Origin of the sequence: Pseudovibrio sp. Ad46 (assembly GCF_001623065.1) — a bacterium.
Taxonomy (GTDB): Bacteria; Pseudomonadota; Alphaproteobacteria; order Rhizobiales; family Stappiaceae; genus Pseudovibrio.
This window is the reverse complement of record NZ_LMCG01000031.1, coordinates 1-24,752: the sequence shown is the minus strand read 5'-3', so window position 1 is coordinate 24,752 and position 24,752 is coordinate 1. Positions and strand designations below refer to the sequence as shown.

23 protein-coding genes and 4 pseudogenes are annotated in these 24,752 nt (G+C 48.6%); 10 read left to right on the top strand and 17 right to left on the bottom strand.

Annotated features, from left to right (window positions below; all coding sequences use genetic code 11):
* Positions 1 to 374 precede the first annotated feature (374 nt).
* The 8 genes from PsAD46_RS06485 to PsAD46_RS06450 all read right to left on the bottom strand — a co-directional run bounded on the left by PsAD46_RS06485 (position 375) and on the right by PsAD46_RS06450 (position 7,412).
* On the bottom strand, positions 375 to 998 hold the full coding sequence (locus PsAD46_RS06485; protein ID WP_063306423.1) for a 2-dehydro-3-deoxy-6-phosphogalactonate aldolase: 624 nt from the start codon (positions 996 to 998) through the stop codon (positions 375 to 377).
* A gap of 17 nt (positions 999 to 1,015) precedes the next feature.
* A complete protein-coding gene (locus tag PsAD46_RS06480) occupies positions 1,016 to 1,924 on the bottom strand; it encodes a 2-dehydro-3-deoxygalactonokinase (protein WP_084404355.1) in 909 nt (302 codons plus the stop codon).
* An 83-nt stretch (positions 1,925 to 2,007) separates the two neighbouring features.
* Positions 2,008 to 2,673, bottom strand: coding sequence for a GntR family transcriptional regulator (locus PsAD46_RS06475; RefSeq protein ID WP_063292592.1), 666 nt, complete (start codon positions 2,671 to 2,673; stop codon positions 2,008 to 2,010).
* 181 nt (positions 2,674 to 2,854) lie between these two features.
* Entirely contained in the window at positions 2,855 to 3,526 is a 672-nt protein-coding gene (locus tag PsAD46_RS06470) for an RraA family protein (protein ID WP_063306422.1), read from the bottom strand.
* 18 nt (positions 3,527 to 3,544) lie between these two features.
* Complete coding sequence (locus tag PsAD46_RS06465; RefSeq protein WP_084404354.1) at positions 3,545 to 4,543, bottom strand: C-terminal binding protein; 999 nt, start codon at positions 4,541 to 4,543, stop codon at positions 3,545 to 3,547.
* Between the two features lie 17 nt (positions 4,544 to 4,560).
* Entirely contained in the window at positions 4,561 to 5,844 is a 1,284-nt protein-coding gene (locus tag PsAD46_RS06460; RefSeq protein WP_063292590.1) for a TRAP transporter large permease, read from the bottom strand.
* Positions 5,841 to 6,341 (bottom strand): TRAP transporter small permease, encoded by a 501-nt coding sequence (locus tag PsAD46_RS06455; protein ID WP_063306421.1) that lies wholly within the window; start codon positions 6,339 to 6,341, stop codon positions 5,841 to 5,843. The genes PsAD46_RS06460 and PsAD46_RS06455 overlap by 4 nt, the downstream gene beginning before the upstream one ends.
* Before the next feature lie 72 nt (positions 6,342 to 6,413).
* A complete protein-coding gene (locus PsAD46_RS06450; RefSeq protein WP_063306420.1) occupies positions 6,414 to 7,412 on the bottom strand; it encodes a TRAP transporter substrate-binding protein in 999 nt (332 codons plus the stop codon).
* A gap of 738 nt (positions 7,413 to 8,150) precedes the next feature.
* On the opposite strand from PsAD46_RS06450, the gene PsAD46_RS28335 reads away from it, so the two are divergent.
* Positions 8,151 to 8,399 (top strand): hypothetical protein, encoded by a 249-nt coding sequence (locus PsAD46_RS28335; protein ID WP_063292587.1) that lies wholly within the window; start codon positions 8,151 to 8,153, stop codon positions 8,397 to 8,399.
* On the top strand, positions 8,396 to 9,148 hold the full coding sequence (locus tag PsAD46_RS06445; RefSeq protein WP_208981703.1) for an IS110 family transposase: 753 nt from the start codon (positions 8,396 to 8,398) through the stop codon (positions 9,146 to 9,148). The genes PsAD46_RS28335 and PsAD46_RS06445 overlap by 4 nt, the downstream gene beginning before the upstream one ends.
* 444 nt (positions 9,149 to 9,592) lie before the next feature.
* Here PsAD46_RS06445 and PsAD46_RS06440 read toward each other — a convergent pair whose 3' ends face one another.
* The gene (locus PsAD46_RS06440; protein ID WP_063292268.1) at positions 9,593 to 10,489 is read right to left on the bottom strand and encodes a LysR family transcriptional regulator; all 897 of its coding nucleotides are present in this window, start codon (positions 10,487 to 10,489) and stop codon (positions 9,593 to 9,595) included.
* A gap of 115 nt (positions 10,490 to 10,604) precedes the next feature.
* Between PsAD46_RS06440 and PsAD46_RS06435 the strand changes: the two genes are divergently transcribed.
* Positions 10,605 to 11,345, top strand: coding sequence for an SDR family oxidoreductase (locus tag PsAD46_RS06435; protein ID WP_063292267.1), 741 nt, complete (start codon positions 10,605 to 10,607; stop codon positions 11,343 to 11,345).
* A 236-nt stretch (positions 11,346 to 11,581) separates the two neighbouring features.
* Here the strand turns inward: PsAD46_RS06435 and PsAD46_RS06430 are convergent.
* Together PsAD46_RS06430 and PsAD46_RS06425 are read right to left on the bottom strand one after the other, a co-directional pair.
* Positions 11,582 to 12,328: pseudogene (locus tag PsAD46_RS06430) on the bottom strand (IS30 family transposase); the annotation flags it as partial.
* A 47-nt stretch (positions 12,329 to 12,375) separates the two neighbouring features.
* Positions 12,376 to 12,498: pseudogene (locus PsAD46_RS06425) on the bottom strand (transposase); the annotation flags it as partial.
* A gap of 69 nt (positions 12,499 to 12,567) precedes the next feature.
* Here PsAD46_RS06425 and PsAD46_RS27600 point away from each other — a divergent pair.
* A pseudogene (locus PsAD46_RS27600) lies at positions 12,568 to 12,916 on the top strand (DDE-type integrase/transposase/recombinase); the annotation flags it as partial.
* Positions 12,917 to 13,185: 269 nt separating this feature from the next.
* On the opposite strand, the gene PsAD46_RS06415 reads toward PsAD46_RS27600, so the two are convergent.
* From PsAD46_RS06415 to PsAD46_RS06390, 6 genes are all read right to left on the bottom strand, one after another.
* Positions 13,186 to 13,650, bottom strand: coding sequence for a carboxymuconolactone decarboxylase family protein (locus PsAD46_RS06415; protein ID WP_208980643.1), 465 nt, complete (start codon positions 13,648 to 13,650; stop codon positions 13,186 to 13,188).
* A gap of 39 nt (positions 13,651 to 13,689) precedes the next feature.
* Positions 13,690 to 13,926, bottom strand: a complete 237-nt coding sequence (locus tag PsAD46_RS06410) for an Lrp/AsnC ligand binding domain-containing protein (protein WP_057462486.1) — start codon at positions 13,924 to 13,926, stop codon at positions 13,690 to 13,692.
* An 83-nt stretch (positions 13,927 to 14,009) separates the two neighbouring features.
* Entirely contained in the window at positions 14,010 to 14,609 is a 600-nt protein-coding gene (locus PsAD46_RS06405) for a short chain dehydrogenase (protein WP_063287378.1), read from the bottom strand.
* 40 nt (positions 14,610 to 14,649) lie between these two features.
* Positions 14,650 to 15,363: a pyridoxamine 5'-phosphate oxidase family protein gene (locus PsAD46_RS06400; RefSeq protein ID WP_082596704.1), complete on the bottom strand. Its 714-nt coding sequence runs from the start codon at positions 15,361 to 15,363 to the stop codon at positions 14,650 to 14,652.
* 99 nt (positions 15,364 to 15,462) lie between these two features.
* Complete coding sequence (locus PsAD46_RS06395) at positions 15,463 to 16,164, bottom strand: glutathione S-transferase family protein (protein ID WP_063306418.1); 702 nt, start codon at positions 16,162 to 16,164, stop codon at positions 15,463 to 15,465.
* A 36-nt stretch (positions 16,165 to 16,200) separates the two neighbouring features.
* Complete coding sequence (locus tag PsAD46_RS06390) at positions 16,201 to 16,857, bottom strand: short chain dehydrogenase (RefSeq protein ID WP_208980642.1); 657 nt, start codon at positions 16,855 to 16,857, stop codon at positions 16,201 to 16,203.
* Between the two features lie 226 nt (positions 16,858 to 17,083).
* On the opposite strand from PsAD46_RS06390, the gene PsAD46_RS28795 reads away from it, so the two are divergent.
* The 6 genes and pseudogenes from PsAD46_RS28795 to PsAD46_RS06360 all read left to right on the top strand — a co-directional run.
* Positions 17,084 to 20,284 carry an AMP-binding protein gene (locus PsAD46_RS28795; RefSeq protein WP_082596703.1) on the top strand — a complete coding sequence of 1,067 codons (3,201 nt, stop codon included), beginning with the start codon at positions 17,084 to 17,086 and terminating at the stop codon, positions 20,282 to 20,284.
* A gap of 12 nt (positions 20,285 to 20,296) precedes the next feature.
* Entirely contained in the window at positions 20,297 to 20,785 is a 489-nt protein-coding gene (locus PsAD46_RS06380; protein WP_063292264.1) for a thioesterase family protein, read from the top strand.
* Between the two features lie 40 nt (positions 20,786 to 20,825).
* Positions 20,826 to 21,770, top strand: coding sequence for a DMT family transporter (locus PsAD46_RS06375; RefSeq protein WP_063292263.1), 945 nt, complete (start codon positions 20,826 to 20,828; stop codon positions 21,768 to 21,770).
* Between the two features lie 102 nt (positions 21,771 to 21,872).
* Entirely contained in the window at positions 21,873 to 22,733 is an 861-nt protein-coding gene (locus PsAD46_RS06370) for a formate/nitrite transporter family protein (protein WP_057462480.1), read from the top strand.
* Positions 22,734 to 22,817: 84 nt separating this feature from the next.
* Positions 22,818 to 23,939 (top strand): hypothetical protein, encoded by a 1,122-nt coding sequence (locus PsAD46_RS06365; protein ID WP_063292262.1) that lies wholly within the window; start codon positions 22,818 to 22,820, stop codon positions 23,937 to 23,939.
* Between the two features lie 498 nt (positions 23,940 to 24,437).
* Positions 24,438 to 24,752, top strand: a pseudogene (locus PsAD46_RS06360) (IS110 family transposase); the annotation flags it as partial.

The following is a 24,752-nucleotide window of genomic DNA, read 5'->3' as shown; positions in this document are numbered from 1 at the left end:
GAACAGACCGTAAAGAAACATCCAAACCAGCATAGTATTCCATGGTGCTCTCCCATCCTCGCAGCAATATGCTGCGATCTTAACAGGAGCTGACCTCTCGTGAAGGACGAGCCCGATTACGCATGCTTTTGGCCCGCAACAACATTCTACCCCTGCGAATGCCTGTGCGCAATTAAGCTTTTCGATGTGAACTTTAATATTCAAAACTAAGGCGAGGAGCATATTTGCTGCAGCCAGTATGTAACTTTTTTGACAAGTGTCTCTTTTCTGCTGATGTCTGTTATTTGGAGCAATTGTCAATATGAAAGAAAATTACTCACCCACATAAACCATCGTAGGTGCTCATCAATGTGGCACCTACGATGGTTTAAGATTTACGTGAGTTTGACGTTCGCCATCAATGCTTTCGCATGGGCGGTAATGGCATCTAGTCTTGTTCCTGGACGGAACAGGGATGAGCCGATGCCGGCACCGCTGGCTCCCGCTTTCATATAGTCTGCGATGTTGCTTACATCTACGCCGCCAACGGGGAGTAACTTGATCTCTTTTGGGATAACAGCACGAAACGCCTGGATGATTGCCGGTGGACATAGCTCGGCAGGGAAGAGTTTCAGTCCGTCTGCGCCAGCATCCAGTGCTGCGAAGGCTTCTGTTGGCGTGTAGATGCCGGGTAGCCAGCTTAAACCGTACTTTTGCGCAGCAGCACCTACTTCAAGAGAGAAGTTCGGCGCAACGACAAACTCGCCGCCACAGTCTTTCAGCTGGTTCACCTGAGCGGGTTTAAGCACCGTTCCAGCACCAACACAAACAACATCACCCAGCTGTTTTGCAATGCGCTCAATACTGTTGAAAGGGTCAGGAGAGTTGAGCGGTACTTCCATAATTTTGATGCCGCCTTCAATCAAAGCGGATGCAACATCAATGGCTTCCTCTGGTTTCAATCCACGCAGAATTGCGACCACAGGGGCTTCAGAAAAGATATCTTCAAATTTTGACATCAGTGCTTCCTTCGATATCAAATCAGTTTTCGGGATTGAGCGAGTTCTACAGCGCCGTAAACAACGCCGCCGGGCGGCACCACACGTGACACGCCCTCAAGGATTTCAAAGGCACATTTGTACATATCAGGCAGTGCGCCATTTCCGAGAATCCAGATTGGTTCTTGTGAGGGCAGGAGTTCTCCAATCTCGGCGCCAATCAGCATACCGCTCAGATAAGACGCGGCTTTTTCTTCAGGCAGCTTGTCCACCAGCACGCGGGACCTTGCGGTGAACACACGGTTGAGCAGCGCACCTGCTTTCCCTTCACGCGCACCAAAGCGCACCCCCTCTTCAAACCAGTCGCACAGTGCTGCTGTCTTTCCAAATGCACCGAGGATCGATGCTGAGGTCAAAGCATGGAACATATCGCCTGTCAGGTAGGTTTTGTAAGCAGTGATGGCACCATCCTGAACTGAGACATGCTTGGAATGCGTGCCCGGAATAACCATGGCCGCATTGCTCAGCGCAAGCATCTCTATGGCACCAAAGATCTCGGTTTCTTCACCGCGCATCACATCGGCATTTTCACCCACTGCCATAATGCCTGGTATGAACCAGATCTCACCCAAGCCCTCAACCATCATCGAGACCATATCTTGAGAAAGAGCACTCGGCCTTGTTGGCATGGTTGCATAAGGCACCTCCAGCCAACCGTTGCGTGATCCAATCATACCAGAAAGGATAATCGGCAAATCACTCCGGTATCCTTCAAGTTTGGTGATATTGGTCTTCAGGACCTGTTCGAAGCGATCTTTTGCCGCCAGAATACCTTCTGATGTGGCTATCGTGTCGATGACTTGTGCATCTGATGTGACCGTGCGTGCTCTGAAAGAGCTGGTGCCCCAGTCTACGGCAATCAGAACCGCGACCTTTTCGTTCGTCATTAGTGTCTCCACATGCCAAGACCAGTCATTGTCCTGGCAGTTGAGGCCTGCTGTTCTTGCAAGCAAACCTCTGGAGATAAGCCCTAAAGGCTGGAGATGTCAGATACGCCCTTGTCGAAGGTTCGTATGTAGCGGCCGATGTGGAACCCAAGTGTGTCTAGTGCTGCTGCAATATCATCGCGGGCCAGTGCCTCTACCATTGCTCCATGCTCTTCAAACGACTTATCTGTTTGAATGACGTCCTTCCCCAGATGCGTACGGATCGCAGCTATTTTGGCTTCAATCAGGCTGTAGCCTTTGATCAGATAGCGGTTCTTGCAAAGGTCAAACATGACCCGGTGGAACTCGATATCTAATTGCAGGTAACGGCTGATGTCATCCTTCTCTTTTGCAGGAACCATTTCTTCACGAATTGCACTCAACCGTTTCACGAGCTCAACTTTGTTGCGCTCATATGCCAACTGAAGGGCGGCGCGCTCCAGAATGACACGATGCTCTGTCAGTTCAACATTATCCAGTCCACTGAGCGTGAACACAAAGGTGCCATGCTGCGGGAACACTTCCACCAGCCCTTCAACACGCATTTGTGCAAGGGCATGACGGATCGGGGTCTTACTGATATTCAGATACTCGGCGAGCTTTTGCTCAGAGAGTGCTTCTCCAAGTTTGAATACGCCCTTCATGATGGCCTCACGCAGTTTTGCGGTTGCCAAATCAGACAGGGAGACTGGACGAAGAGTTTCTTCCATTAGGTGTATACTTCACTTAGAGAGATCGGTTAGTGGGTCCTCATGCAAAAGGCACGAAACGCAAGCTAGGGTATAAGACGGTGACATACAGTCATCAAGGACTGTTCTTTGGTTTTCTTTCACGAATTGGCGTAGATGGCCGGGATTGCAAAGAAAATCAGCACTCCCGACCAAAAGCAGATTAGATCCGGCCAAACTCGGCAAGAAGATCTTCTACAGTCTTTCCTTTAGCCACCCATTTGCGGGTTTCTTCTTCGCGGTCCGCCTGTTCTTTCGCCAGTTTCACAACTTCCTCGGCTTTTTCCAGCGGCACAACGGTGACGCCCATAAGATCAGCAACGATGAAGTCACCCGGCTTTACAACAACATCGCCGCATTGGATTGGCACGTTGATGGAAAGCTCTTCCTTGCGGCCAGAGAACATGGTGTGTGTGCCGCGAGGCGTGATCGCACGGGTCCAGATTGGCCAGTTGATGTCTTCCAGCTCGTCCGTATCACGGCCAGCACCATCCACGATCATGCCGCGAATGCCGCGGTTTTGAGCCAGACCGCCCATGAGACCACCGCATACGGAGGTGTTGACATCACCGCCTGCATCCACAACGATCACATCGCCCGGCTGACCCATTTCAAGTGCCTTCAAAGGATCAACCAGATCCCCTTTTGAGAGCTGAACGGTGATCGCCTGACCACAGACCTTTGCGCGGAACGGAGGTTTGATGCCGCTGTCCATAACGCCGGTACGGTACTGCACATCTGCAAAGACAGCGGTTGCGGAGTAGCATTTCAGAACTTCGTCGAATTTTTCAAGCAGGTCTGGGCGACGTTCGAACTCATTGAATACTTTTAGCATGACAGCTTCCTTATGATTTTATTTGGCCTGAAGGCGTTCGAGATTGACGGTGTATTCGGCAGGCTTGCCGGTCAGCACCAAGGCGACCTGACGGGCGGCGGTTTCGCGGGCCTGACGAATGGATTCCTCTGAGTAGTAAGCTGCGTGTGGGGTCACGATCACATTTGGCAGCGTGAACAGAGGATTGTCGGCAGGGTCCCAGGACGCGCGTTTGGCTGGCTCCTCTTCAGGATCATCCAAACCAGCACCGGCCAACGTTCCTTCGGTCAAAGCTTTGTAAAGCGCCTTGTTATCGATGGTTGGACCGCGGCCTGTGTTGATGACGATGGCCCCCGGTTTCATGGCAGCAAACTCAGCATCCGACAGGAAGTGACGGGTTTGCTGTGTCATTGGCACCTGCATGCAGATGTAGTCAGATTGTGCCAGCAGCTCGTCTTTGTTGACGAGACGACCGCCGTGTTCTTTCACGATCTTCTCATCCACGAACGGATCATAGACAATCAGCTCCACGCCGAAGGCTTTTGCTCGCTGCGCGATGGCCTGACCAATCTTGCCGAAAGATACCAGACCAAAGGTGCGGTCTCTCAGGCGATGAACCGGCTGACCTGACTGCCAGCGCCAGATGCCAAAGTGGGTGGCCTTGTTGTAATCCTGCAACTTGCGCACAAGGGTCAGCCACAGCGAAATTGCATGGTCCGCTACTTCTTCAGTGCAGTAATCCTGCACGTTGGTGACGAGGATGCCCTTGTCGGTCGCCGCATCAACATCAACAATATCGACACCAACACCATAGCGGGCAATCACCTTACACTGCTCCATCTTTTCGATGGTGCGTGCGCCAACTTTTGCGTACTGGTTCATGATTGCCGCGCAGTCGCGGGCTTCTTCAAAAAGATCTTCTTCGCACTTTGCCTGCAAAGCCACCACACGGGCGCCAGCTGCTTCAAGGATCTTGCGTTCGACCTCGTAGTCACCGTAATCATAGTCAGAGATAATGACTTTGGGTGCTTCGGACATTGTTATAACTCCTTGATTTACCAAAGCGACGGAAGAGTGAGAGAGATTGCGGGCACATAAGTGACCAGCAGCAGCAGCACCAGCATTCCGATAAAGAATGGCAGGATTGCTTTACTGAGGTTCTCGATAGAGACGCCCGAAATACCACTGGCAACAAAGAGGTTGACGCCAAGAGGAGGGGTACAGAACCCGATCGCGAGATTAACTGTCAGGATCACACCAAACACGATCGGATCGACACCAAGTGCTGTCACAACCGGCAGCAGGATCGGGGTCATGATGATGATCGAGGAAATAGTTTCCATGAACATGCCGACGATCAGCAGTACGATGTTGATCAGCAGCAGGATGACAATCGGGTTGTCTGAGAAACTGGTTAGAGAGCGGGCCAGATCGGCAGGCAGCTGAGCGATGGTGATCAGGCGACCAAAGGCGGTTGCCATGATAACAAGGATCAGGATTGTGCCACTGGTTTTTGCGCTTTCTGCAAGTATGTTGAACAGGTCCCTGAAGGCAATATCCTTGTAAAGGAACAGGCCAATAAACGTTGCATAAACAACCGCAACCGCGCCAGCTTCTGTCGGGGTGAACACACCACTGTAGATGCCACCAAGAATGATGCCGGGAACCAGCAAAGACCAGATGGCTTCTTTAAAGCTGACCCAGATGTTGGCTGGTTCAAACTTCGTGGTGGACTGGGCGATCTTCTCGTCATTGCGCAGCAGGTAACGTGCTGTACTCATGAAGACGAGCGCAAACAGAACACCAGGAATGATCCCAGCCAGGAACAGTTTGCCGATGGAGACTTCAGCAGTCACACCGTAGATGATGAAGGGAATGCTCGGAGGAATAAGCACGCCAATCATACCGGCAGAGGCTGTCAAAGCGCCTGAGAACGGGCGTTTGTAGCCGACTTTTTCCATCTCTGGGATGAGGTTGGAACCGATCGCCGCAACAGTTGCCGGAGCAGAGCCAGAGATTGCAGCAAAGAACACGCACGCCAGCACATTCACATAAGCAAGACCGGCACGGATATGCCCAATCAAGGCGTTGGAGAAAGACACCAAGCGGCGTGACATGCCGCCATGCTGCATCAAGTCACCCGCCAGAATGAACAGTGGCACCGCAATCAGGGGGAATGAATCAGCGCCCGTGACCACAGAGCGGGAGAGGAGCACAAGGGGGGGAGTGCCATCGACAAACACCATGACGATCATGGAGGAAAGGCCAAGGCAAATCCCGATAGGAATGCTGAAGAACAGCAGTATTACCAGGCTGATAAAGAGGATACCTGCAATCATGACAGATCTCCGGTTTTATGAGGTGCAACCAGTTGGCGAACGGTTTTGAGGATGTTCTGAGTAATGCGGAAGGAAGACAGCACAGCTCCAACAGGGGCGGAGGCATACAGAATGGGGATTGGGAAGCCGAGAACGACAGACTTTTGATGAGCCACAAAAGGCGCCATGATCAACTTGATGCACTCAACGGAAAGGACGCAAAGGAACGCAAGAACAGCAAGATCTACGGCCAGTTCCAGCCAAAGTTGCTTGCGCTCGCTGAGAGCGGTTTTGAAGATTGTGATGCGCACATGGTCTCTGCGGTGAAACGCATAGCTGACCGAAAGCCAGATGAACCAGACGAAGATCCACAAGGTCAACTCTTCGCCCCATGAGAGCGAGGCATTCATGACGTAGCGCATGAACACATTTGCGGAGATCAGCAATACCATTCCAGCCAGAAGCGAGGCAATAAGAACCCGTTCCAAATTGGCGTTAAGCCATTTGAGGTAAGACATTTTCTCCTCCTGCGAGGACTTATTTTTTGGGGAAGACGGAGGAGTGCTCAGACAAGCACTCCAACCAGAGTTTTACTCAGCTGTTGCCTTTGCAACGGCTTCAACCCATGCGTCGTATGCATCAGGACCAATGGTGTCTCTGTACTGAGCACGCACACCCTCGGTCATTTCGCTGAAGGTCGCACGTTGTTCTGGGGAAAGGTTCATCACTTTAACGCCAGAAGCTTCAATGCGCTTTAGCTGTTCGGACTCTTCTGCGTTCACTAGCCCCTGCTGGTAGTCAGCAGTCTTTGCCATAGCATCACGAATAAGCTGCTGCTGATCTGCCGGCAGCCCATCAAAGAAAGGCTTACTGACAACTGGCAGATACACTGTAAAGACGTGGCCGGTCAGAGACAGGTTGCTTTGCACCTCATAGAAGCGCTGGGAGTCGATGATTGCGATCGGGTTTTCCTGACCATCAATCACACCCTGTTGCAGCGCTGAGTACACTTCACCAAAATTCATTGGAGTCGGGTTTGCACCAAGAGCGGTGAAGGTATCAACGTGTGCAGGCACCTGCATGGTGCGCAGCTTAACGCCCTTCAGGTCTTCAGGTTTTTCAATCGGGCGCACATTGTTTGTAATGTTGCGCATACCCAACTCGAGGTAACCCAGACCAACGAGTCCCTGATTATCAAGGCGGTTAAGCATATCCTTGCCTGCTGGACCGTTCATGACATCCAGAGCAATTTGCTTACTTGCGTACATATAAGGAAGCTCAATCACAGCAAACGCAGGATCCCAACCCGCGAAGATTGCCGAAGGAGAGACTGCCATTTGCAGAATGCCGGTCTGAACGCTCTCGATCATTTCACGATCCGGACCAAGTTGAGAATTCGGGAAAATCTGCACTTCAAGTTCGTTTTTGGAACCTGTTTCGATCAGCTCTTTGAAATGCTCGATCGCTCTGTGCATGTGGAACTGTTCGTTGGTTCCGTGCCCAAGTTTAATGATGGTTTTAGCTGACGCGCCGAATGCTAGTCCCACAGACAACGCTACGCCCAGACAAATTGTAGACTTCTTAAACAAGACGTCCTCCCTAATTTTGATTGGCTGCTCCCTGCAACCCATCATTGCTATACTACTATACCAATGAATTTGAAAATACGTCTTTATACGTAATTTAGCTCAGCAAAAGATGCGTAAACAATCGCGAGAAGCGTTGGAAGAAAAGTCCTAGAGATATAAGTGAGTTAAGGAGACCTAGATACTAACACGCGCGTGAGGGATTCCCACCAGAGAGAATTGCCCGATCACGTCGTTGGTCCAAAATGGATAGCCTGGATTGCCCACCTGAGCTTCTGGCACACATTTCTCCGCTGGGATGGGCTCATATCTTGCTGACAGGAGAATATGGTTGGCTGAAACGATGAGACACTCGACTTAGCATACTATTCTGCCCCTACCTGAAACGACCCCAATGGGGACATTATTGTCATTTTGCACCTGCAGATGCGTACCCTCAGGCAAATGACCGCGGTAATGAGCTAATCGCACAGTTCTCACGCCTTAACTGGTGTGAGGCGGGGTTCTTGACAAAGCTCGTTTGTCTGAACGCCGGGATGTTTCTTCAACTCTAGGGAGAACCTCTTGAATGTCCGCAGTTGGCGGTGGATTCAACAGGTCGCGGCAACTCACTCTGAGAACTTCTAGTTATTCCTAGCACGTTGCAGCATAACCATTAGCATGCGTAATCGGGCTCGTCCTTCATGAGAGGACAGCTCCTGTTAAGATCGCAGCATATTGCTGCGAGGATGGGAGAGCACCATGGAATACTATGCTGGTTTAGATGTTTCTTTACGGTCTGTTTCGATCTGTGTGATTGACGGCGAAGGCAAGATTATATTTGAACGCTTGGTTGCCTGCGAAGTTGATTTTATCGCCAGTACCTTAGCTCAGACGTCGTTGCTTATCACCCGCATTGGCTTTGAAGCAGGAACAATGAGCCAGCCTCTGTTTTACGGTTTGAAAGAACAACACGGTTTGACGTTGTCTGTATGGAGGCAAGGCAAGTGAATGCGGCTCTGTCTGCTATGCGTAACAAGACCGATAAGAATGATGCACGCGGCATAGCGCAGGTCCTGCGCTCCGGCTGGTATAGCCCAGTGCATATGAAAAGCCGTCGCTCGCATGCAATGCGTACGCTCCTGAGCAGTCGCAAGGCATGCTTGCGTAAATGCATAGACTTGACAAACGAGGTACGCGGGCTCTTGAAGGTTTACGGCCTGCGTCTGCCGGAACGGATTAAACACACACGCTTTGATGCAACAGTGCGACCGTTTATCGAAGTCCACCCAGATTTGAGCTTGGCACTGGTTCCGCAGCTGGATGCGCGGCTTGCTTTACTGCAAACGTATCAGGAACTAGATAAGCGCGTTAAACACGCTGCAAGCACTAACTCAGTTTGCTTGCTACTGATGGAAATCCCCGGCGTTGGCCCAATAACAGCGCTCTCATTTGTCGCCGCCGTGGATGACCCGGCGCGGTTCAGGAATTCGCGAACGGTTGCTGCCCACTTCGGCTTAACGCCGAGGCGTTTTCAGTCCGGAGAAACTGATAATCCTGGCCGGATCTCTAAAGCAGGAGACATGGAGGTCCGCTCTGCCCTTTATACGGCTGCTAATGCAATGCTAACCCGCTGTACTGGCGGATCCAGCATCAAGAGCTTGGGGGATGCGCCTGATGCGGACCAAAGGGCGCCGCCGTGCTGTTGTGGCCGTGGCCAGAAAGCTCGCGGTTGTCATGCATCGCATGTGGGTCAATGATACATCGTTCTGTCGTGATGGCTTGGAGGTTGCTGCATAATATAGCCTGACCTCAATATCACGGCAGGGTCGTCCTCTCTGGACGAGGTTTGTAGATGAAGCCGAAAATGTCTGCTGCGCCATGAAAGCGCGTCCATTAGCGTGGCTCTCTACAACCATTCCGGCACATGCATGCAGCCGCTCACTGTAAAGAGCGACCCAGACTGCGAAGAGAAGCGTGACCCGGAGATGGATTAGATCCGAATGAAAAGGAAAAAGAGCTTGACCTCAGCGCCCGATTAGAGAAGCGGTCATTCAACCTAATTCTAGGCATGATTGGCCAAGGCGAGACTTCAACTTCAGGTCGATCTCATATCTCTTGCAGCAGAAGGCAGCTCTACATTGTAAGTGGATGTAAATAGTTGTGTCGAGCTAAAGCAAACCTCCAAGGGGCAGATGTTTTGGTCAGATTGGGGAAGTTTTCATAAAAACTTTCACCGCCCAATCTACAAACACTCTCACCCTTGGCGATAAGTATCGGTCGCGCGGATAGAAAATCGATACCCGAGACGACGTTGGCGGTGTATCTTTGAGTAATTCAACCAGTCGCCCTGCTTTGAGGTCTTCAGCCGCAGAGTAGCGCGGCTTTTGAATAATACCAAGGCCGAGACATGCACACTGTGCATAGGCTTCTGCTCCGCTGACCGTCACTGGTGTAGGAAGCTTAAAGATCTGAACCTTGCCATTTTGGACAAACTCAAGCGGCAATATTGCCCCTGTCGCGGTGGACCAAAAACCGACCATCTGGTGCCCTTCAAGTGCGTCAATCGTTGAGGGTGTGCCGAACCGCTCAAGATAATCCGGTGACGCGCAGGTCACCTCGTCCAGATCAGCAAGCTTGCGTCCGATCATATCACTATCAATTGGATTACCGACCCGCAGAGCGCAATCCACACCTTCACGCACCAAATCGACCAGCCGGTCGCCTTCACCGATATGGATCTGAATGTCGGGATAGCGTTCCAGGAAATCAGGCAATGTCGGCAACAAAAAATGCCGTGCGAGGACCCCGTGCACGTCAACGCGTAGCATCCCCTTGGGCTTTGTCCCAGCAAAGGCATCTTCGGCGTCTTCAATTTCCGACAGGATAGATAGGCAACGCCGATAATAAGCTTCACCATCCAACGTTGGACGCACAACGCGGGTAGTACGATGTAACAGGCTGACACCTAATCTGGCCTCAAGTCCCTTGACTGCATCCGTGACCGTTGATCGAGGCAAGCCAAGATCGGCTGCGACTTTGGTAAAATTTCGAACTTCCACGATCCGTGTGAAGACGTTCATAGCATTAATGCGATCCATTTATTATCCGACTTAGCAGAATAGTGATGACAATTTGTACGCGATTATCCACATAACGAGAAAGCCTATTTCATAATCACAACCAGCATTGGTTGATCCAGGAAAGGAAAAAGACATGAGCACTACTGAAAACAGAACTGCAATCATAACTGGATCTTCACGCGGGATCGGCGCTACGATTGCAGAACACCTCGCGGCAGGCGGGTTCAATGTAGTTATAAACTATGCAGACAATGAAAATGCTGCGCGTCAAGTTGTCGAAAAGATCAAGGCGACAGGCAATAATGCTATTGCGGTCCAAGCGGATGTATCCGATGCGGCAGCAGTAAAGCGAATGTTCGAGATGGCCGAGAAAACCTTCGGCGGTGTGGACGTCCTCGTCAACAATGCAGGCATTATGAAGCTAGCCACCATTGCAGAAAGTGATGACGCTCTTTTCGATAGTCAGGTCGCGATCAACTTCAAGGGCACGTTCAACCCCCTACGTCAGGCAGCCAAACGTCTCCGAAATGGTGGTGCCATTGTGAACTTCTCAACCAGTGTTGTCGGATTGAAACTCGAAACTTACGGCGTCTATGCTGCGATCAAGGCCGCAGTTGAGACGATGACGGCCATCATGGCTAAAGAACTGCGCGGGCGATCTATCACCGTCAACGCCGTGGCCCCCGGTCCGACCGCAACCCAGCTTTTCCTAGATGGGAAGCCTCAGGAGGTCATCAATCGTATGTCACAGATGACACCGCTGGAGCGTCTCGGCGAACCGAAAGATATAGCCGCCGTTGTGGCGTTCCTCGTATGCTCCGACGGTGCGTGGATCAACGGGCAAACCGTGCGCGCCAATGGCGGTTTAGTCTGATCGCCATTGGAAATGCAGGCGTGATATAGTTCTATCTGCTTGAGTAATGAACTTGACGTTTCTAGTTCACAATCGAGCAGTCTGTGCAGAGGCTTCGATCATCTTTTCTACACTACTCTCGATATGTCACTGTCTGACCAATAGCGGCCATTCGACCAAATCTAGGTGTTTCCAGCCAGCGTGTGGCCTTCAACCATAGGTCGATTTTGGTCATCTGGTTGCTGAGTGAGGTGGATTCAACTGGTGGATGCAACACACTGTGAGAACTTCTCAGCTGGGGTTTGATATTGCAAGGTCTTGCGGGGTCGTTGGTTGAGTTGTCTTGCGATTGCATCAAGTTCAGGCTGCGTGTGTACAGATAACTCAGTGCCTCGGGGCAAATACTGCCGCAGCAAGCGGTTCGTGTTTTCGTTTGATCCGCGTTGCCACGGTGAATGTGGGTCGCAGAAGTATACAGCAACATCCGTTACTAATGTCAGGCTTAGATGATCTGCCATCTCCTTGCCTCGATCCCAAGTCAATGATTTGTAAAGCTCTTTCGGTAATTTGTGGGTGTGTTTGATCAACCCGGAGATAACACTGCTCGTGTCTTTGTTGGCAACCTTAATCAACATGACATAGCGTGTTTGCCGCTCAACAAGAGTGGCGATATAGCTATTCTTGGATCCTCCGATCAGATCACCTTCCCAATGCCCCGGTATTGCACGGTCTTCGACGCAAGCGGGCCTTTTGCTGATCGAAACGGCATCCTTAATTTGGCCTAGACTATTTCGTTTGAGGCTTGCGTGTCTGGACCGGCGTATCGTGCGTTTAGCACGCAGATGGTCCAGCAGTTCTTTCTTCAATACGCCGCGGGCCTGTATGTAAAGGCTTCGATATATCGTCTCGTGGGACACCTGCTTGTTTACGTCTCCTGGAAAGCTACGTTTGAGCCAGCCGGCAATCTGTTCTGGAGACCACTTGCTGCGCAGCTTCACAGATACTGCGTGGCTCTTCTTCGGTAGACTTCATCGTTGAGATCATTGGCGCACCATTTATAGTAACTCACCGCGCTCAAACCGTGTTCCCGGCACAGCTGAGCAACCGGAATGCCGCTGTCGCCCTGCTTCAAGATTGCAATGATCTGCCTGTCGCTGAAACGAGATTTCTTCATAAAATCAGTCCTCAATATGAGGCAACAATATCTCTACTTTTAACTTGATCAAATAACGGGGGGATTACCCCAACATATGGCCTTGCTATATCCGAGTTGAAAGCAGAAGGAAAATGCCCCGCGGACACTGAACATCGCCAAGTGGAGTATCTGAACAATATCATCGAAGCTGATCACGGCAGCTGAAACAGCTCATCAAACCTGTACGCGGGTTCAAAACCATGAAGCCGCCTATGCGACGATCAAAGGCTTTGAAGTAATGCGGGCACTGCGCAAAGGTCAGGCTGGTGCCTTCAACTTCTCGAAGGATGTTCTGGGTGAAGCCCGCCTCGTTGAGCGGGCCTTCGGAATTGGCCCAAGTGCTCTATCTGAAGCTATGACCATGCTCGAAAACCATCTTCAGAGCGATAAAATCTAATAAGATAGCCCTGAAGTCACACAAATTGCGCTCTAAGACACGTTTGCAACAGAGCCGGATGCTTTACACACGTAATCGCGGCAATGCTCAGATCCCGCAAGTTTGCAATTCAGAAGTGATGGGCAAATGTTGACGTTACATATCTTAAGTAGAATGTCCCTCGCATATCCTGCGTTCTAAGGCGACATAGCGCCCGAGTTCAATACGTTGGGCAAACTGAAATTTGATTTACGAGACACCGACAGCACGATCATGCTCCTATGAGAAATCTATTTAGAAACTGAACTTTTGGGTTTGTCGCCAAAACTTATAGCAAGGCGGTTCAAACCATTCATTGCGCATACGATGAATGTCAAATCTACGGCTTCTTTTTCCGTGAAGGTCTCCAATAGAAGGTTCAAATTGCCCTCAGATTCACGTTCCTCAGAGATTCTCGTGACGCTTTCTGCCCAACTGAGGGCAGCGCACTCTCTTTGTGAGAAAAGGTTGCTCTCCTTCCACACCGGTAAGCAATCCAGTTTCTGTTGATGAACATGAGCTTTTCTAGCTTCGTTTGAATGCAAATCTACACAGTATGCGCAGCCATTGATTTGTGAAACACGCAACTCCACCAAAGTTTTCAGGGTTTCCTCAATTGCAGGGACCTGCTTTTTGATGGAGAGGAGTGAATTTACGGCATCTGCGTTTATCTCAAAATAATTTAATCCCAATTCCATTTCTCCAGTGTTGATCATCTCTATATCTGGACTGCCAACTGGCGATAAAACTAACGCTCAGAATGGATCGAATGCGAACATAGTTGAAGTCTTTTCAATGCCTTCGATATCGCTCACCATTTTGGAAACAAGGTTTGGTGCTTCGTTGAAATCTTCCAAATATGTTTTTGTCATGATGTCATATTCACCGTTGATCGAATAAATCTCGGAATGTAGTTCTTTGATGGCAATCTCATTTGCGATACTACGCCACGATCCTGGTTTGCATTTTATCTGGACAAATAAACACCGCATCGTTGTAAGGCCTCCAAAAGGACATTTTAGAATTGGGTTTGCAAGTAAGAATGTGAGGCAAGTAGAGATCTCTTTCCTTGATTTTATTCTCCTATAATACGTTGCCCAGAAGCGGATCCCTCAACACTTTTCGCATAAGCTGCGGCGACAATTTTTGAAGAAACTGGTTCGTGCCCCTTGAGGGTTTTTCCATAGCGCTCATAGGAAATGTCCATGAGGCCTGGACTCACGACGTTCAGTCTAATGTTGCGAGGCATTTCAATCGCTGCAGCTGTTGCAAAACCAGAGAGTGCAGCATTTGCTGTCGCAGCGCCAACACCATTTGGAACAGGATGTTGATCCAATAGCCCGTTTGTTAGGGTGAAGGATCCACCATCTCTGACATAACTCATACCTGCGAGAACAACGTTCACTTGGCCCATGACTTTATCGGAGAGTGCATACATAAATTCAGCTTGAGAAATTTCCTGCAATTTTGCAAATTTAACAGAGCCTGCTGTCACTACGATAGCGTCCACTTCTCCAATCGCATTAAATAGCTTTTCAAGAGATGTCATGTCAGTCATATCAGTCTGATAGTCACCAGAACTGCGGCAAACTCTAATAACTTCGTGTCTCTTGCTGAGCTCTTTACAAACCGTTCGACCAATATCTCCACTTGCACCAATAACAACTATTTTCACCTCATTCCCTCCTTGGTAGTGATCTAGACTTCAACTTGCCTCAGAACTCGCGTTTGAATTTAGATTGAGACAAATAATCAGGCGAATGAATGTTTGGATCAGTAGCGGTATCTGGAATCGGTGTTTCAAGTATTGTGCGAATTGGAATTGTTCCTGTCCAACAGTGGGGGTTTACACCTTCAGGACCATACTCCTTAAGTGCGTTGCTCTGCTGCCTTCTCAAAATATCCATGACAGAGTTGTCGTAGCGATGCTTTACGGATACTTCCTCAATTGGCAAACGCATGAACTTAACCTTTTGGATTTCTTCTTCTTTATGTTCACGCAACTCTGAGCGGCGACCAGGAAATAATGTTTCGACGAATTCAAATGCGACATCCATCTTCTCATTACTGTCTTCAACCAGCTCTGATTTGCCATGGATCGTGACCGAGCGATAATTTACAGAATGGTGAAAAGCTGAGCGTCCTAAAAGCAGCCCGTCCAGGTGACTTACATTGAAGCAAACATCAATTTTTTTGGCCTGTTCAAGCAACATCTTGCTGCCAGCTAGACCATGCCAATAGACGTAATTACCTTTGCGCCAGTAAAGTGTGGGATTTAAGAAGGGCTTGCCGTCGAGTACAAACGCAATCGTACACATATACCCGCTATCCAATATATCATAGACTGCTTGCTCGCTGTAATCTGCGTATTCAGGGGCTCGTTTAATTGTAGACCTTTTGGTTTTTTCAAATACTCTAGTGGACGTCATATTACTTTTTCCAATTTTCTATGGCTCGCATGACTCAGAAAAAAACTGCGGTTTTGAGATGAAAATGTGTTGTCCTGGCAAATTGTAATTTGGTGCCGATCAATATCTTAAAGGCGTGCTTTCAGCTGATTTGAATTTCTCAGGCAGGAAAGTGGACAAGTACGCCTGCCGCTTCCCGAGCAATTTGTAATAAACCTGTTTTAGGTCACTGTGAGCTGAGCGTTGAACGTTTGCGTCAGCCATTAACTGGTTGTTGACTCTGCAAATATTGCTATGACGTACTTCGTCAAGAAGACCGGGGGCTATTTCGTCAATATAACTCAAGCGAAGAAGTAATGGCGCTACTGCGGCTTCTACGAGCGAGAATGAATCGCCAAAAAGGTACTTCCCACCGTGCGAGGCAGCTTCCAGTTCATCGAGCTTTTTATGAAGCGTTCCTACAGTTGAACCGTATTCTTCCTCACTCCCCATTACGGAAAGATCATACAGACTCCACATCAGCTGGTTAATGAACTGAATCCACGCACGGTCACGGGATCGTTCAAACAAGTCCGACGGATATGTCTTTTGCTCAGCGTAATCCTCAATAAACTCGATTATTGCTATAGATTCAAACAGCACCTGATTTGTACCAGCGAAAAGAACTGGCACTTTTTTTAGCGGGGAAACTTTTGTGAACCATGTTGGAGGGTTCGACAGGTCGATATATTCGATGTCAAAATCGAGGCCTTTCAACGACAGGGCTATAAATACCTGCTGCACAAAAGGACATAAATTATAGCTTACGAGTTTAAATTTCAAACTTTGCCCCCCCATGCAGCATTGCTTACAAACACCTTAGTCTACGGTCACCAGTTGTCCGTTAATGCCTCCCTCAACGCACTTAAGATAGGCATTTGCGACCCTTTCCGATGAGACTGGAGTATGACCAGGAAAAACGCTTCCATATCGTTCGACGGAAATGTCCTGGAGCCCCGTGCTAACAACGTTAATCCGAGTGTCACGTGGCATTTCAATCGCCGCACTCTTCACAAATCCGCCGATAGCACCATTGGCAGCAGCTGCACCGCTTGCCATTCGGATCGGGTCTCTATCCAGAATACCGCTTGATAGGGTAAACGACCCGCCGTCATTGAGATAGTTTAGGCCTGCGAGTACGCAGTTGATCTGGCCCATTGCCTTGTGCGTGAGGTTAAATAAAAATTTATCTTCAGGAAATTGCTCGAGAGGGCAGAAATGAACCGCACCAGCAGCCAGAACAACAGCGTCTACTTTTCCGATCTCTTTGTACATGGCATCAATAGAGGATCTCTCTGAGATATCTGCATTTACGTCACCACTGTTACGTCCAACTTTAATCACATCGTGATGGTCCGGTAACGCAGCACATATCGTCGTTCCAACATGTCCTTCTGCACCAATTACAACAATTCGTTGAGCCCGACTTGAGGTGTTCATTTCCGCTAGATTGGTCGTTTTTCGTGCATGGCTCATCAGTCACCCTCGGGGTTTATATCCACATATTACCGTAGAGTTTCTAAATTAGAATATTAGAATTTAAAAATGAAAACATTTCATTTATTTGGTTCTTGAAATTTGATCGTAAAAAAACAAGTATTATATCGATATCGATAGTATTGAATTGATATTATCAAATCTAAAATATATATTTTACATAAGAGTAATATTATAAATATTATTATTTAGGAGGCTGATGAAAATGTTGCTTGAAACCGGGCATATTGACGAATTTGTCAACAATAATCTTCCAGTAACTGAACTACAGCCAGAATTTAAAATTGATCTTTACCCATATCAAAAGAAGTTAAACGTAGGAGTTGAACTAGTTGATGCCTTAGTGGAGCGGGGTTTCGGCGAACATCCGGCTTTAATCGGCTCAAATGGTACATTGACGTATCAGCAGCTTAGAGATCTTTCAAATCAGATTGCTAGAGTTCTCAGTGAAGATTTCGGCGTCATGCCTGGGAACCGGGTCATGATTAGGTCGAGAAACTGCCCAATGATGGTGGCGTGTTTTTTGGCAATCTTGAAGGTTGGTGCAGTTGCTTTCAATACCATTGCGCTCATGCGTGCGGGCGAACTGAGCATCTTGATCGATAGGGCTAAGGTAGATTTGGTTCTTTGCCAAAAAGGTTTAGATGAAGAGCTAAGCCTGTTGGATAGAAACACACGCCCTGATCTTAAAATTGCGGAATTTTCGGCAATCATTGACGACAAAGCGACTGTAAATGCTAAGGCAATCTTCAAATCGACTAAGTATGAGGCAGCTAAAACCTCTCAGAACGACATTGCACTGCTAGCTAGTACATCCGGCACGACCGGGAAGCCTAAAATCACCATGCATCGCCATCGCGATATCCTTGCAATTGCTGATGGATTTGCAAGGCAAGTCCTAAAAATTGTGCCAGGCGATGTCTGTATAGGTACACCTCCGTTGGCATTCACTTTCGGTTTGGGCGGTTTGGCGGTGTTCCCGTTACGCTTTGGCGCAGCAGCCGTTTTGTTGGAGCAGACGTCACCATTCAATCTGGCAGAATTTATCGGCCAGTATGATGCAACTGTCTGCTTCTCCGCACCAACAGCATACAAAGTTATGCTTTCTGAAGAAGTTAACTGCAAACTTCTCAAGACTTTACGTTGCGCTGTATCCGCTGGTGAGAACTTACCGCAACCAGTGTTAGAACACTGGCAAGATCGTATAGGCGTTCCAATCATAAATGCGATGGGGTCAACCGAGGCACTACACACATTCATCTCAACCCGCCTGGAAGACTTTCAGTCAGGCTCTGCTGGCCTCTGGCCAATTGAGGGGTACGAGGTTGAAGTATTTGATGATGGTATGAAACCTGTCGGGATTGGGAAGCCGGGCTGGTTGGGTTTCCGTGGACCAACAGGTTGTCGCTATATGGATGATGACCGACAGGCCGAATATGTCAAAGATGGTTGGAACATTACCGGCGACTTCTTCCGCAAAGATCGGGATGGAAAACTACACTTCGTTTCTAGAGCAGACGATATGATTATTTCGTCTGGCTACAATATAGCTGCTGCTGAAGTTGAAGAAGCACTGCTTTCACATCCATCCGTTCGAGAATGTGCAGTTGTAGGTATACCAGATCCAGATAGAGGAAGTATCGTCCGCGCGCATGTCGTACTGGCCGATAAGAATAGCAAAGCACCGAGCTTAGTTGAGGCGTTACAAGAGCATGTGAAGAACACTATATCACCATACAAATATCCAAGATCGATTATCTTTGTTGACAGTTTGCCCAAAACCGAAACGGGCAAATTAAAACGGCACATGTTGCGCAAGGCGGAAAATACAAACGACGACAGCGCTGAGGACAAGGATTCTCTGATAAGTGAAATAGCTAATGACCCGACGATAGGGGCTGGAAATTTTCTTTTTCGCGTCCACGAGTTAGCAGTAGATAATGAACGTACAGCAGTCACTCACATTGATATTGAGGGACAAGCTTGGGCATTTTCCTTAAATGACCTGGTAGCGAAAGCAAACCATATAGCATCTTGCTACTGGCATTTGGGTATACGGGCGAAATCCATTGTCGCATTATATTTAGATGATAGCATTTCCTATTATCTTCACTACCTCGCTTTAACGAAGATCGGAGCTATCCCTGCATTTTTAAATGGCGGAGTTTTGCCGGAAATTGCGAGTAAGTATCTATCAAAGATCAAGCCTGAGTTGCTTGTTTCTGAAGGGGAAAGGCTGGGTGAGATCCTCACCTACAACGCCAATTTCGAATGTCCAACAACAGATATCATTGAGGTGGAAAAACAACCTTTCTCGCTTCCCTGTGAAACCTATGATCACTTGGATGATGATACTGTTCTCATTAGTCATACTTCCGGTACGACGGGTCTTCCCAAGGCGGTTTCTTTTAGTCAAAAGTCGATAATTTACGGGGTCAAGAAGCAGCTTGGTAAGAAGCTCGGCAATGCTATGTTATCGGCTGCACCGATCTCACATGCGGCTGCCATCACAATGCTGATGAGCAACATAATGCGTATGAACCATCTGATTGTCACTTCAGATAAATCTCCTGAAGGGATAGCGGCGGCAATTGAGACTTTTGAGCCGTCAATAATGTTCGCATTCCCTAGTGTTTATGTTGATTTGTGTCGGATTGACATTGATCCAGACCGCCTCGCCTCCATCAATATATGGATGAGTACTGCGGATGCATGTCATGAGCCTCATGTCAGAAAAATGCTTCAATACGGTCATCGTTATGAGGATGGAAAACGCGTAAATGGTGCTCTGTTTATTGATAACTTGGGCTCTTCGGAATTCGCTTTTGGGATCTTTCGAAACATCCACACGCTTAAGACCAACAACTACAACCGCTGTGTGGGTAAACCATTTTCCTGGATCGAAGTCGCGCTCTTTGATGAACAGGACAAAAAAATCACCGATTATGACGTAGTCGGCAGGCTTGGAGTTAAATCACCGAGTGTGACTTCAGGGTATTGGGAGAATCAAGAGGCGACTGCAGACGCCATTCTTGACGGCTACTGGCTTACTGGAGACCTAATCTACAAAGGCGAGAATGACCTTTACTACCACGTTGATAGAACAAGCGATTCGATGCTGCTGGGCGGCAAAACCTACTATAGCTGCCAGCTCGAAGAGGCCTTTTTGAAAAATATTCCTGAGATCTTCGATTGTACAGTGGTCCAAGGCGAACTTGAAGGAACTTTAAAGGTTGAAGCAGAAATCAAAGAAGGCCTGCCTTTCGCAGATATCGCGCAGAGAATATTCGTATATTCCAACCAGAATAACCTTCCGGATATCACTGAAATCAAACAGGTTTCTCCCGGGTCTAACGAAGGGGTCACAGGGAAAAAACTAAAGCGCGTCATCCGCGAAACAGCTTGATTGGATTGCATAATGCTTAAAGACATTGAAGTGTCATCAAATGCGAAGCTGTTTTCTGTTTCTAAAAATGTAGAGTTTTGCGAAACGGACATGGCAGGCATCGCGCATTTTTCAAATATCTTTCGATATGTAGAATATGCGGAGACGAGGTTTTTCCAGCAAGGCGGAATGAGTATCTGTGATCCGGCCAAAGATCAAAAATGGCCGATCCTCTCAGTGAACTGCGATTTTCTGCGACCAATGACCTTTGGCGATGAGATACTCATCGCCATAAATGTTGGCCGGATTGGCACAAAGTCACTGGTGCTCAATTTTTTCATCTGTAAAAAACTGAGCGATGGCCGCGAAGAAGATGTTTCCAGAGGCCAGCTGACAGTCATTCACGCCAAAGCGTCGGGCGAACATGGCAAAATTGCAACTGCCGAAATTCCACCTGATTTCAAAAACTACCTCCGTGAATATCTGGCAACGGCAGATTGTGGCGAAATAACAGTTGGTTAACCTCTTATTCAATCACGGAAAGCGAACTGGAAACGAATATATGCCTCAACGCCAGAGACCGAACCCGGCGGTAATTGCTAATCAGGTTTTACCGCTGTTGTTCGTCATTCTTTACAGTTCGGGGTATGTGGCATCGAAAATCGGCATCGCATTTACAGATCCGTTTACGTTTCAAACCCTGCGATTAGCCGCTCCAGTTCCGCTTTTCTTAGGCATTATTTTTTTAATCAAGGCTGAGTGGCACAATAAACCGATAGAAGTATTCCATGTCTGCGTGACTGGAATTCTCATACACGGATTTTGCTTCACAGGTATGCTGATCGCATATGAATGGGGGATGGATGTAGGCACAGTCGGTTTGATTATGGCACTGCATCCAGCACTCGCCTCTGTGGGGGCAATCGCTTTTCTGGGCGAAAGATTCAGCTTCAAACTGATACTAGGCTTGTTGCTCGGGACAATAGGTGTCCTGCTCGTCGTCAATCAAAAAGCCAATTTAGATAATAACACCTATAGCGGGGTGTTGCTTACAGTCCTGTGTCTTTTCAGCATGGTCGCAGGTGTGCTCTACCAAAAGCGATTTATAGCGCACATGAACCTGATGACAGGGTCACTGATCCAGCATTTAAGTGCGCTCATCCCCGTGTTTGGACTAATGCTTGCCTTCGAGCCAATGGTCATCAACTGGTCCGTCCCTCTGCTTGGATCATTACTTTGGCTGGGCATTGTCATATCTCTGGGAAGCTGGGTTCTCTTTTACATTCTCATACGCAGCGGCGATGTCTCACGGTCACAGAGCTATTTTTTCTTAGGTCCACCCACGACTGTACTGCTGGCATGGATATTCTTCGATGAAGGTTTCGGATCTTATTTCATGTTCAATCTCAGCCTGATCGTGGTGGGTATATTGATTGTCACCAGGCACAAAACACCAAAGGTGGTTGAAACCCAAACCCCGGAAGAAAGCATGGCACGAAGCGGATGAAACCTGCTCAACGTCCGTGTCACCCAAACATCCAGCAGGTGGAAGAGTGCTGACCACACCATTGTTTGGGAGCAGTTGGTTTATAGAACATGGAGATTTGGAATGTCTTATAACGAACCGCGCATCTTTGTCGAAAAGATCATTGACGTGGGTGAGGAAAAAATCTTCATAAACCCGAGAATTCTGATGATCCGGGCCTTCATGGCTGGCGCAATTCTGGCAATTGCTGCGGTCTTTGCAATCACCGTCGGCGTGCAAACCGGCTTCCCCATCGTAGGGGCTGTCCTGTTTCCCGTTGGTTTTTGCATGCTGTATCTTATGGGGTTCGACCTTGTTACGGGCATATTCGTTCTTGCCCCGTTGGCCTGGATTGACAGGCGGCCCCACGTCACTCTTAGCGGGGTGGCAAAGGCGATCACGATCACTTTCATCGGCAACTTTTTAGGTGCCCTGCTGGTCGCTTTTCTGACCTCTGTCATTTTCACCTACGGTTTCTCAGCGCCGGTCAATCATGTTGGTGAGGTCATCGCGAGCATCGGTAAGAACCGCACGATAGGCTACAAAGAACACGGCATGGGTGGCATGATGACTATCTTCATCCGCGGTGTGCTGTGCAACTGGATGGTATCCCTTGGTGTGGTTGGCGCAATGGTGTCCACCTCAGTCAGCGGAAAAGTCATCGCAATGTGGATGCCGATCATGCTGTTCTTTGCAATGACCTTCGAGCATTCGGTGGTCAACATGTACCTGTTTCCAACGGCACTGATACTGGGTGGAGACTTCTCCATTCTCGATTATCTGATCTGGAACGAGATCCCGGTTGTGATCGGCAATCTGGTCGGAGGTCTCGCCCTCACCGGCCTGCCGCTGTTCGCAGCTCACATGCGTTCCGCTGACATAAAAGAAACGTACTCTCGCTCACCCTCGGTGAATACATCAGCTTATGAACGCGACATGCTCTAAGCATATGCCAGTTAAAAACGATTGATGCATTTAGAAACGAATTTATAGATCCGACGCAATATTATTGGTTTTCAGGGGAAAATTATGACAAATCTTGATCAAGAGACAGTAGGTACTCAACGTCGCCCAACAGGCATGACCGGCATGGCTGGCGGCGGTTTTTATGATGCCAACTCAGCTCCTCAATGGGAGCAAATCGCAGCCGTCCTGCCTTGGTTAGAAGATACTCTCTCAAGTCTACCCTTTGAGAAAGGTTCAGGACCAGTTACCTTTGCAGACTTCGGGTGTTCCGAAGGGCGCAATTCTATTTCGGTTATGCGTCACCTCATCGGCAAGACAATGCAGCAGACAGACCGTCCGTTTTTGACGATCCATTCTGATTTGCCAACAAATGATTATTCTAAGTTATTTCTTGGTTTAAGACCTGACGGACAATCAACATTCGGCTCACAACGGGTCTCATCAGCAGCCGTTGGCGGTTCGATGTATGATCAGTTACTGCCACCAGACAGCGTCCATATCGCCACTACTTTCAACTCAATAGGCTACTTGTCCGAACGCCCGCTTAATAAATTGCCCGGATACGTATTACCAAATGGTCCCAGCAAAAGGCGGGCAAACGGTCACGTCACAGAGGCTGAGAGCAAGATATTTGCTAAGCAAGCCGAAGATGACATGGCAGCCTTTTTAACCGCCCGGGCGAACGAACTTGTATCAGGCGGCAAGCTTATGGTTCAGGTCTTCGGCTGTACAAATGAACTCCGCACCTGCGACGGCCTGTTCGACCTTCTCAACGACGCTCTTCTAGCGCATGTCAAACTCGGCAATATTTCCTCGCAAGTATATGAGAGATACTATCAGCCAGTCTATTTCCGCAGTCTGGAAGAGCTGACATCCCCTTTAACGAACTCAGCGTATAATCTGGCCGGTCTTTACACGCTGGATCGAACAGAAAGCTATGAAGTGCCAGTCCCCTTTGTTGAAGCTTACAAGCAAGACAAAGATCTGGATCGCTATGCTACCAATTATGTCAACTTTTTCCGCGCATTCACTCAAGCAGTGTTGCGTGGAAATCTCCCCGATACACCATCAAAAGCAAATCTGTTAGACCAGATCTACAAGACAGCAGAAACCCTTTTGAAGGCCACTCCGGAAGATTATTCATTCCGGAATATCTCTGTAGCAATGCTTCTGACACGTAAATAACCGCTCTGTTGCAAAGTCTAGCGCAGATAGATAATCATACTGCGCAGCATTTTGCCCAATAACCGAACTTGACACTATGCAAGACACAAATGTTGCAAGAACTAACAGCGTTGGTTTCTTCAAATCTTCTTGCTTCAGTGGCACAACCATCGAAGCCGGGGTACAACGCACTTGGGGGCACCTCAGATTCCGATAAATACCAATATAGCTCAGGAACTTCTGAGTAGTTCAAGGTATGACACTCTAGGATGCTGCTGGGTGAGGCAGGCAGGTGGCAATCCCCCGCCAACTGATCGAGTTTAAAAGTAAAGATGTTGTTGCCTCATATTGAGGACTCACTTTAAAGAAATCTTGTTTCAGAGATTGCGTAACACTTTACCTAAGCTGTACTCAACCCTTGATGGAAACGTCCGAAGGTCCGGTAATGGGATGGACCGCCTGCTCTCCTAAGGGGCAGGCTCTATAGTGATCCTGTTCTCATGAAACCGGAGCAGTCCCATGACCACAGAACTTCTTTCCGTCGGCATCGACATTGGCAAAGATACATTACACATCGTTGGGTTCAATGATGATGGTAGCTACGCTTTTCGGAAAAAGATCAGGCGTTTGTCCCTCGTGGCTACGTTCGAGAAGTTGCCGCGTTGTATTGTGGGCATGGAAGCGTGCATGAGTGCGCATTTTGTTAGCCGAACATTGCGCAAACTGGGGTTCGATCCCCGTATCATCGCCGCCAAATACACCAAGCCTTTCGTCAAAGGCCAGAAGAACGATTACAACGATGCTGAAGCTGTGGCCGAGGCCGTGCTGCGGCCC

Coding starts and splice junctions, on each gene's coding strand:
- PsAD46_RS06485 (WP_063306423.1), bottom strand. CDS start 998: ATGTCAAAATTTGAAGATATCTTTTCTGAAGCCCCTGTGGTCGCAATT.
- PsAD46_RS06480 (WP_084404355.1), bottom strand. CDS start 1,924: ATGACGAACGAAAAGGTCGCGGTTCTGATTGCCGTAGACTGGGGCACC.
- PsAD46_RS06475 (WP_063292592.1), bottom strand. CDS start 2,673: ATGGAAGAAACTCTTCGTCCAGTCTCCCTGTCTGATTTGGCAACCGCA.
- PsAD46_RS06470 (WP_063306422.1), bottom strand. CDS start 3,526: ATGCTAAAAGTATTCAATGAGTTCGAACGTCGCCCAGACCTGCTTGAA.
- PsAD46_RS06465 (WP_084404354.1), bottom strand. CDS start 4,543: ATGTCCGAAGCACCCAAAGTCATTATCTCTGACTATGATTACGGTGAC.
- PsAD46_RS06460 (WP_063292590.1), bottom strand. CDS start 5,844: ATGATTGCAGGTATCCTCTTTATCAGCCTGGTAATACTGCTGTTCTTC.
- PsAD46_RS06455 (WP_063306421.1), bottom strand. CDS start 6,341: ATGTCTTACCTCAAATGGCTTAACGCCAATTTGGAACGGGTTCTTATT.
- PsAD46_RS28335 (WP_063292587.1), top strand. CDS start 8,151: ATGGAATACTATGCTGGTTTAGATGTTTCTTTACGGTCTGTTTCGATC.
- PsAD46_RS06440 (WP_063292268.1), bottom strand. CDS start 10,489: ATGGATCGCATTAATGCTATGAACGTCTTCACACGGATCGTGGAAGTT.
- PsAD46_RS06435 (WP_063292267.1), top strand. CDS start 10,605: ATGAGCACTACTGAAAACAGAACTGCAATCATAACTGGATCTTCACGC.
- PsAD46_RS06415 (WP_208980643.1), bottom strand. CDS start 13,650: ATGATCAACACTGGAGAAATGGAATTGGGATTAAATTATTTTGAGATA.
- PsAD46_RS06410 (WP_057462486.1), bottom strand. CDS start 13,926: ATGCGGTGTTTATTTGTCCAGATAAAATGCAAACCAGGATCGTGGCGT.
- PsAD46_RS06400 (WP_082596704.1), bottom strand. CDS start 15,363: ATGACGTCCACTAGAGTATTTGAAAAAACCAAAAGGTCTACAATTAAA.
- PsAD46_RS06390 (WP_208980642.1), bottom strand. CDS start 16,857: ATGAGCCATGCACGAAAAACGACCAATCTAGCGGAAATGAACACCTCA.
- PsAD46_RS28795 (WP_082596703.1), top strand. CDS start 17,084: ATGTTGCTTGAAACCGGGCATATTGACGAATTTGTCAACAATAATCTT.
- PsAD46_RS06380 (WP_063292264.1), top strand. CDS start 20,297: ATGCTTAAAGACATTGAAGTGTCATCAAATGCGAAGCTGTTTTCTGTT.
- PsAD46_RS06375 (WP_063292263.1), top strand. CDS start 20,826: ATGCCTCAACGCCAGAGACCGAACCCGGCGGTAATTGCTAATCAGGTT.
- PsAD46_RS06370 (WP_057462480.1), top strand. CDS start 21,873: ATGTCTTATAACGAACCGCGCATCTTTGTCGAAAAGATCATTGACGTG.
- PsAD46_RS06365 (WP_063292262.1), top strand. CDS start 22,818: ATGACAAATCTTGATCAAGAGACAGTAGGTACTCAACGTCGCCCAACA.